An 8,108-nucleotide genomic window follows, 5' to 3' on the forward strand; every position below is an offset into this window, starting at 1 on the left:
GTCGCACGTACCGCGCACGCCGCCGTCCCGGTCACCGGGTATGCCGGGGAGGGGCGGACCACCCGACGACGGCCGGCGCGGGGTGCTACCCCACGAGCCGGCCCGCGGCCGTGCGGCGTCGCGCCCGCACCAGCAACAGCGCGCTGCCGGCGGTCAGCAGGCCGCCGCCGGCCATGCCGGCCAGCGCCACCGGCGAGCCGGTGTTCGGCAGGCCGTCCTGGCCGCCGCCGTGCGGCGGCGGCGGAGGCCCGACCGGACCGCCCGGACGCTCCGAGCAGCCGTCACCTCCCTTACCGTGTCCCTTCCCGTGATCCTTGTCCTTGCCGTGCGGAGGACACACCGAGACCGTGATGCACAGCTCCACCGGCCGGCTCTCCACCGGCCGGCCCTGCGGGTCACGCGCGGACGCGGTCGCCCGGTTCGTCACGTGCCCGGCCTTCGCGTCCTCCTCGGTCACCACGTACGTCCCACGGCAGGTCGTGCTCTGCCCCGGCTCCAGGACCGAGACCTCGCACGTCACCTGCTGCACCCGGTCGTCCGTGACCGCCAGGTCCGACAGCACCACCGAGCCCGTGTTCGTCACGGTGTAGGTGTACGTCACCGTCTCCCCCACGTGCACCGGACCACCGGTGTCCGCCGTCTTCTCCACCACCAGCGACGCCGCGCCCACCACCGGTACCGTCACCTCCGCGGGCGGGCTCTGCACGGGCCCGCCCTGCGGGTCGGTGCCGCTCGCGTGAGCGGTGTTGGTGACGTGCCCGGCCGTCACATCGGCCTCGGTCACGGTGTAGCTGCCGTGACAGGTCGTGCTCTGACCCGGATTCAGCGAGGCCGCCCCGCACGTCACCGAGGAGACGCGGTCGTCCGTGACGCTGATGTTGTTCACGACCGTGGTCCCGGTGTTGGTGACCGTGTACGTGTATCCGACGACGTCACCGACACCGAACGGGCCCGCACTGTCGGCACGCTTCTCCAAGCGGAGCTGCCCGGCACCCGCGGTCGGCACCGTCGCCTCGGCCGGCGGGCTCTGCACGGGCTCACCCTGCGGGTCGGTGCCGTTGGCGTGCGCCGTGTTCGTGACGTGACCGGCCGCCACGTCAGCCGCCGTCACGGTGTAACTGCCGTGACAGGTCGTGCTCTGACCCGGATTCAGCGAGGCCGCCCCGCACGTCACCGAGGACACGTGGTCGTCCGTGACGGTGAGGTTGCTGACCACCGCCGTCCCCGTGTTCGTCACCGTGTACGTGTAGGCCACCGTCTCACCGACCCGGAACGGCCCGGCGGAGTCGGCACGCTTCTCCAACGCAAGCTGCCCCGCACCCGCGGTCGGCACCGTCGCCTCCACCGGCGGACTCTGCACCGACCCACCCTGCGGATCCGTCCCGCTCGCGTGCGCCGTGTTCGTCACATGACCCGCCGCCACATCAGCCGCCGTCACCACGTACGAACCATGACACAACGTGCTCTGCCCCGGATTCAACGTCGTCACGTCACACGTCACCGACGCCACGTGATCGTCCGTGACGGTGATGTTGCTGACCACCGCCGTCCCCGTGTTCGTCACCGTGTACGTGTAGTTGACGGTCTCACCGACGTGCACCGGACCAGCCGTGTCCGGCTGCTTGGCGAGGGCCAGGTGTGCCACACCGATGACGGGCAGGGTCACCTCGGCCGGGGGGCTGACGACCGTCTCGCCCTCGGGGTTGGAGCCGGCGGCCTCGGCGCGGTTGGTCAGGTGGCCCAGGGCCAGGTCCGCGTCGGTCACCAGGTACGAACCGTGGCACAGCGTGCTCTGGCCCGGGTTGAGGGTCGTCGTGTCACAGGTCACCGAGGACACGTGGTCGTCGACGACGACGACGTTGTCGAGCACGGTGGTGCCCGTGTTCGTCACGGTGTAGGTGTAGTTGACGGTGTCGCCGACCTGGACGGGGCCGGTCGTGTCGGCCTGCTTCTCCAGGGCCACCGAGGACGGGCCGATCACCGGGACGGTTGCCTGGGTCTCGGGCGAGGTCACGGGCTGGCCGTTGGAGGTGCCCGAGGCGGTGGCGTGGTTGGTGACCTCTCCGGCGTCCGCGTCCGCCGCTGTGATCACGTAGCTGCCCTGGCACTTCGTGCTGTCGCCGGGGCTGCCGCGCGGGGCGAGGACGGTGGTGTCGCAGGTGATGCCGGTGACCCGGTCGTCCGTGATCACGAGGTTGGTGATCTGGGTGCCGCCGGTGTTCGTCACCTCGTAGGTGTAGGGAACCGTGTCGCCGACGTGGAACGGTCCGGGCGCGTCGACGTGCTTGATCACGTCGAGGCCGGGCGGCGAGACCACCGGCACGTCCTCGGAGGAGGGCGGTGAGGTGACGGGGTTGCCGTCCGCCGTTCCGCTCGCCACGGCCGTGTTGAACACGTGGCCCGCGGCGGCGTCCTGAGCGGTGATCAGGTAGGTCGAGGTGCAGGTCGCGGTCTCACCGGGGGCCAGGACGCTCACCGGGCAGGTCACCGGTCCCACCTTCGGGTCGCTGACCGCCAGGTTGTTGATCGGGATCGTCCCGGAGTTGGTGACCACGAAGTCGTACTGGATCTGCGTTCCCACGGTCAGCACGCCCGGCAGCGGCTGGTGGACCTGCTTCACCAGGTTCAGCTCGGGCAGCGGCTGCTCGGTGGAGATCGCCACGTTCCGGATCAGGTGCACGTCCGTGAACAGGCCCGTCGAGCCGGCGAAGCCGAACTTGTAGGTGGGCGGGACCGGGGACGGTGCCGGCGTCGACAGCACCTGCTGCATGCCCGCGCCGTTGTTGAAGTCCACCGACACCGTCAGCACCGGGTTCGGCGCCGGGCTCAGGTGGACGTTGACCCGGCGGCGCGACGGCTCCAGGAGCGCCTGGGCCTGGGCCGCCGTCACCCCGGGCGGGAGCGAGGTCAGCGGGCCCTGCAAGGTGCCGGGGAGGGTGGACGGCCATGGGCCGGTGGTCGTGAAGTTGCTGGTGGTGGCGGTCAGGAAGCAGTAGCCCTCCGTGCCGTTGCCCGGACCGCGGACCGTCACCATGTTCGCGCCGGGGGCGGGGATGCGGAACGCCGTCCCGGCCGGCGACCGCTGGGCGCAGCCGTTGCCGCGGTGCTCCCAGTCGCCGAAGTAGTTGCCCAGGACGTCCAGGCCGACGCCCAGGTAGCCGCTGTCCACGCCCGGCAGGAAGCCGAGGTTCGGGTTGTCGTCCGGCAGTTTCTGCGCGTAGCCGAGGCTGCCGCCGAACGCGCCGGGGTGCTTGAGCGTCACGTCGCCGTTCACCAGGAAGAACGAGATGCCGTCCGCCGGGGTCGCGGGGGTGGTGCTCCCGTACTGCCACTGGTCGAAGGTCACGTCCAGGCCGTTGCTCGCGGGCAGCGCCTGGTCGAACAGCACGGCGGCGTCCTGGTCGTTGCCCGCGTCGGTGATCCGCAGGTAGCCGAACGGGGCGCCGTCCAGGGGCGGGACCGGGCCCACTTCGGGAGTCGGGCAGCCGCCCAGGGGGCGGCCGTCGGGTCCCAGCGCCGAGGACGGCGCTCCGGTCAGGCAGGCCGCACCGGTGGCCACGAACCGGGGGTCCGCGGTCGCGCCGGTGAAGTCCTCCTCCAGGAGCGGTGTGCCGAGCGCTCGGACGCGCTCGGGTGCCACCGCTGCACGGTGCGTGGTCGGCACCACGCCTTGGGCCGCCGCCGAAGCGGGCAGTCCCGCACTCACCACTCCCACCGCCGCTGCGGCACCGATCAAGCGGGCCGCGCGCGAACCCAGTCGCCACGGACCGCGCAAATGTCTCGTCATACCCACGACATATGGACTGCCGGAATCGACGCCAATCAGTTAGTACTATCAGTAGCCCAACCAAATACCCTGAATGCCTCAGAGCGTCAGGAAAGCGCCACCGACACGGCACTGACGGTCAATCAGGTCCGGCGGGAGCGGTCAAGCCGACACGCCGTCAAAAGCACCGTCAGTGCCCGCGGAAGCGGTGCTCGGCCCGGTAGTCGGCGGGCACGCCCTGGACGAGGACCACGTCGGCGACCATGTGCCGGGTGCGCAGGTCGAGGATCTCGCGGTAGGCGGGCGAGTCGTACCAGGCGCGCGCCTGCCGGTAGGTCGGGAATTCGATCAGGATCACCCCGCTCGGGCCCCAACTCCCCTCCAGGACCTCGAACTCGGCGCGGTGGACGAGGAACCGGCCGCCAAAGGGGTCGAGCGTGGCGTCGATGCGGCGCAGGTACGCGGTGATGTCGGGTCCGGGCTCGACGGAGTGGACCTGGGCCAGGGCGTAGGCGGTCATCGTGCAGCTCCCGTGGTCTCGGGGGGGCGGGTTGACGCCTTCGACGGTACGGAGCGGCGGGGCGGGGCGAATCCGTCGCGTATAGGTAGGGCGGGCCGGGGAGCGGTCAGGCGGTGGGCCACTCGCGGGCGAGGACGGCGTAGACGTACTCGCTGCCCCAGCGGTCTCCGTCGAGGTCGCTCTCGACCAGGTGGGCCTCGTGGCGCATGCCGAGGCGTTCGCAGACGCGGGCGGAGGCGGTGTTGAGGGCGTCGAGGCGGGCGAAGACGCGGTGGACTCCCAGGGAGTCGAAGGCCGTGGCGACGAGGGCGCGGGCCGCTTCGGTGGCGTAGCCGTGGCCGGCGTGGTCGGGGTGGAAGACCCAGCCGATCTCGGCCTGGCGGGCGCGGGCGTTGGTGAGGGTGAGGACGACCTCGCCGAGGACTCCGGGCCGGTCGGCGCGGCAGACCGCCCACAGCAGGCCGTCGTTGTCGGCGTTCCAGCCGGCGTGGACGCCTCGGGTGGCTGTCGAGATGGCGCAGGCCTCGCGGGTGAGCGGCGGGTGGTAGAGGTAGCGGGCGACCTCGGGCAGGGACTGGTAGGCGTGGCGCTCGTCGATGTCCTCGGCGGTGAACGGGCGCAGGATCAGTCGCTCGGTGGTGATGGCTGCCGGGATGCGGTGCGGCGCGGCGTCGGTCATCGGGCCCCCTGGTGGTGGTCGGCGGTGTCGTCGAGGTGTCCGGCCACCCTAGTTGGCGGTGCGTCAGCCGGTGCGCCCGGCCGCCGCCGTGCCGGGTCAGCCGCTGTCGGCGCAGGTCTTCGCCTCGTCGAGGTAGCGGGCGACGGGGCCGAGGGTGAGCAGCCCGCTGGCGGCGCCGGCGTGTTCGGTGCGGGCGGGCAGCAGGGCGGCGTGGGCGCGGGCGGCGGGTTCGGGCAGGTGGAGGCGGGCGGCGGCGTGGGCGGTGAGGGCCCAGAGGGCTTCCTGGAGGTGGTCGCGGGGCGGGGCGGGGGCGGCGGTGAGGGCGGCGCGGGCGTCGTCGGGGCGCTGTTGGGCGAGCAGGACGAGGGGTTCGGTCCAGGGGCGGTAGGGGCCCCAGTCGAGGTGCGGGTCGGTGGGGGCGGGGCGGTCGTGCAGCAGGCGCAGGCCGAGCAGGGCGAGCGGCAGCAGTCCGCGGTGCAGGCCGGGCATGCCGGCGGTGCGCAGGGCGTCGTCGGCGGTGCGGTACTGGGCGGCGGCGGTGGCGGCGCTGGGTCCGCCGGGTTCGGTGCTGCGGGTGGCGGTGGCGCGGGCGGCGAACCACTGGGTGAGGACGTGGACCAGGGGTGCCTCGGTGTCGGCGGCGATCCGTTCGGCGGCGTGGGCGTGGCCGTGCGCGGCGTCGAGGTCGCCGCGGGCGGAGGCGGACTGGAGGCGGACGAGCCGGCCGAGGACGGCGTGGTTCGGCAGGTGGTGGCGGGTGGCGAGGTCGAGGATCTCGGCGCCGGTGCGGTCGCGGCGGGCGGCGAGTCCGGGGCGGGTGAAGGTCTGCAGGTAGACGCCGTTGAGGGCGAAGGCGAGCAGCGCGGGGTCGTTGAGCTCGCGGGCGAGCGTCTCGGCCTGCCGGGCGGCCTGCTGGGCGCGGGCGTGCTCGGTGTCGGTGAGGTCGGCGGTGCGGCTCTCGACGGCGATGGTGGCGAGCAGGCGGGCGGCCGGGCCCGGCGGCGGGTCGGTGCCGAGGGCGGCGAGGGTGTCCTCGGCGGCGGCGACGACGACGCGGGACTGTGCGGGGTCGTCGGCCCGGCTCCACAGGGCGGGGACGTCGTAGGCGCCGATGACGCGGGCGGTCAGCCGGGGGTCTCCGGTGCGCTGGGCGGCGCGGATGGCGGCGAGCCGGTCGTGGCGGGCCTGGACGAGGGCGTCGCCGCCGGCGAGGGAGAGGGTGCGGGCCAGGTCGACGGTGGTGCGCGGGCCGAGCCGCAGGCCGGACGGGCCGAGCCGCACGGCGGTCGGGGCGGCGGTGTCGGGGGCGGCCGGGGTGGTGTTCTCCGGGCGGTCGGCGCCGGTGAGGATGTCGCGCTCCAGGTGCCGGAGTTCGGGGCCGGGGTCGAGGCCGAGCTGGTCGGCGAGCATGCGGCGGGCGCGGCGCAGGGTGGCGAGGGCGTCGGCCTGGCGGCCGGCCCGGTACTGGGCGCGGGCGAGCAGGGCCCAGGCCGGCTCGCGCCATGGGTGTTCGGCGACGTGTGCGCCGAGTTCGGCGGCGAGGCCGTCGCCCCGTCCGGCGTCGAGGAGCAGGCGGGCGCGCAACTCGACGGCGTCCAGGCGCAGTTCCTCGAGTCGGGTGCGTTCGCGCCGGGTCCAGGCGCTGTCGGGCAGGTCGGCGTAGGCCGGTCCGTGCCAGTGGGCGAGGGCGGCGCCGAGGTCGTCGACGGCGGCGGGGTGGCGGCGGGCGCGGGCCAGGGTGTCGAGGAAGTGGTGGACGTCCACGTCGCGGCGGGGCAGCCGGAGGGCGTAGCCCGGGCCCTCGGTGACGATCAGGTGGGGCGGGGTGCGCGGTGGCCGGGTGGGTTCGAGGGCGCGGCGGAGTGCGGCGACGAAGGTGCGCAGGGCGCCGACGGCGCGGGCGGGTGGGTCGGTCCACAGGTCGTCGACCAGGGTCTCGGTGGCGACGGTGCGTCCTTCGGCGGCGACCAGCCGGGCGAGTACTTCGCGGTGCCGGGGTCCGCCGAGGTCGATCGGGGTGCCGTCGGCGTACCGGGCGCGTACCGGGCCGAGCACGTCGATGCGCACGCCGGGGTCGGGGGCGGGTTGCTGGTGGCCGGTGGTGTCGGTGCGCATGGGTCCATCCTGCGGGCCGGGGGCGGGTGCGGGCGAACGGCACTGATCGGTTGCTGATCGGGGCCGGGGAGGCTGGTCCGGTCAGCGTTTCCCTCCCCCGATCTGCAAGGACGGTTCTGTCATGACTCTCGCGTTCTCCGATTTCGAATCCGTCCGGGTGCCGGTGGCCCCGGGCGTGGAGCTGTCCGCCGCGGTGGGCGGCTCGGGCACTCCGGTGGTGTTGTTGCACGGTTTCCCGCAGACCCGTCTGATGTGGCGTCGGGTCGCGGAGCGCCTGGCCGGGGAGCACACGGTGATCTGTCCGGACCTGCGCGGCTACGGTGCGAGCGACAAGCCGGCCGCGGTCGACGAGGAGGTGTATGCCAAGCGCACGATGGCCGCGGACGTGGTGGCGCTGGCGGGGGCGCTCGGTCACGAGCAGTTCGCGCTGGTGGGTCATGACCGGGGTGCGCTGGTCGCCTTCCGCGCCGGGTTGGACCACCCCGAGACCGTGACGCACCTGGGGATCCTGGACATCGTGCCGACCCTCGACATGTGGAACGTCCTGCGGGGCGTGTCGGCGTCCGTCGGCTACCACCTGTACCTGATGGCGCAGCCGCCGGGCCTGCCCGAGACGATGATCGCGAACAGTGCGGACGCGTTCTTCGGGTCGTTCCTGGACGCCTGGGCGGGCGATCCGGCCGCGATGCCGCCGGCGGTGCGGGCGGAGTACCTGCGGGCGAGTGCGGCGGCGGTCCCGTCGATCGTCGCCGACTACCGGGCGTCCGCGGGCATCGACGTGGTGCACGACCAGGCGGACCTGGACGCCGGCACCCAGCTGGCGATGCCGGTCACGGTCGTCCAGCAGGACTGGGGCGCGCAGTTGGGCTACGACGCGGCCGGGGTGTGGCGCGCGTGGGCGCCGGACCTCGATCACCGACTGACCCGCGCCGGGCACTTCATGGCGGAGGAGGCCCCGGACGAGGTGGCTGCGGCGATCCGGGAGCTGCTGGCGCGCTGACGGGTGCGGGGCCCGCGCCCGCCGGCGG

5 protein-coding genes are annotated in these 8,108 nt (G+C 73.7%); 1 reads left to right on the plus strand and 4 read right to left on the minus strand.

All coding sequences use genetic code 11. The features are described from left to right. Positions 1–85: 85 nt before the first annotated feature. From ACFV1L_RS36070 to ACFV1L_RS36085, 4 genes are all read right to left on the minus strand, one after another. A complete protein-coding gene (locus ACFV1L_RS36070; RefSeq protein ID WP_380374471.1) occupies positions 86–3,640 on the minus strand; it encodes a hypothetical protein in 3,555 nt (1,184 codons plus the stop codon). Positions 3,641–3,956: 316 nt separating this feature from the next. Continuing rightward, positions 3,957–4,286, minus strand: coding sequence for a DUF1330 domain-containing protein (locus tag ACFV1L_RS36075; RefSeq protein WP_380374473.1), 330 nt, complete (start codon positions 4,284–4,286; stop codon positions 3,957–3,959). A gap of 106 nt (positions 4,287–4,392) precedes the next feature. Continuing rightward, the gene (locus tag ACFV1L_RS36080; RefSeq protein WP_380374475.1) at positions 4,393–4,965 is read right to left on the minus strand and encodes a GNAT family N-acetyltransferase; all 573 of its coding nucleotides are present in this window, start codon (positions 4,963–4,965) and stop codon (positions 4,393–4,395) included. Positions 4,966–5,061: 96 nt separating this feature from the next. After that, positions 5,062–7,032, minus strand: a complete 1,971-nt coding sequence (locus ACFV1L_RS36085) for a BTAD domain-containing putative transcriptional regulator (RefSeq protein ID WP_380374480.1) — start codon at positions 7,030–7,032, stop codon at positions 5,062–5,064. A gap of 169 nt (positions 7,033–7,201) precedes the next feature. Between ACFV1L_RS36085 and ACFV1L_RS36090 the strand changes: the two genes are divergently transcribed. Further along, positions 7,202–8,080, plus strand: coding sequence for an alpha/beta fold hydrolase (locus ACFV1L_RS36090; RefSeq protein WP_380374478.1), 879 nt, complete (start codon positions 7,202–7,204; stop codon positions 8,078–8,080). Positions 8,081–8,108: the final 28 nt, after the last annotated feature.

The sequence above is a fragment of the Kitasatospora sp. NPDC059646 genome (assembly GCF_042734615.1).
GTDB lineage: Bacteria > Actinomycetota > Actinomycetes > Streptomycetales > Streptomycetaceae > Kitasatospora.